This window comes from Pedococcus sp. P1_H8 (assembly GCF_056405175.1).
On the sequence record NZ_JBFUCP010000165.1, the window covers coordinates 1 to 493 of the forward strand.

The following is a 493-nucleotide window of genomic DNA, read 5'->3' on the forward strand; positions in this document are numbered from 1 at the left end:
AGGCCGCAAACCGCTGGAACCGCTTCTCCTTCTTGGCATCCCACTCGAGGTTGCAGACCTCACGCATCTGCGGGGGCAGCGTGCCGACGACGACTGTGCGGATGAAGGCGTTCAGGGGCGCCGACAGCACCCGCCACACCGGTGCCGGGATCCGCCCTGGACCCGGTACGCCCTTCCTGATGTACCCGGTGGCGTACACGATGGTTCGGGTCGGGACGAACCGGTCGAGCATCTGTTCCCAGTACTCGAGGAACTCCTCGTACGTCTGCGGTTGACTCCGATCGCTCACCCCGTAGAGGCGATACCAGGTCTTGCCTTCCTCGAAGATCTGGACCTTCTCCTCGTGGGACAGGCGCCGGATGAAGGTGTCGGTGACGTAGAGGACCTGGTCGACGAAGGTGGCGTGCGCCCAGTAGAAGAGTTCCGGGTTGAGTGCGTGGTAGCGCGATCCGTCGGCCACTGTGCCCTTGATCGGCTTGTGGAAGTCACGGAC

At 63.7% G+C, this 493-nt stretch carries 1 protein-coding gene; it reads right to left on the reverse strand.

Annotated features, from left to right (window positions below; genetic code table 11):
- Positions 1-493: oxygenase MpaB family protein (locus AC1DYG_RS19410; protein ID WP_477641490.1), on the reverse strand; the 493-nt coding region annotated here is incomplete at both ends.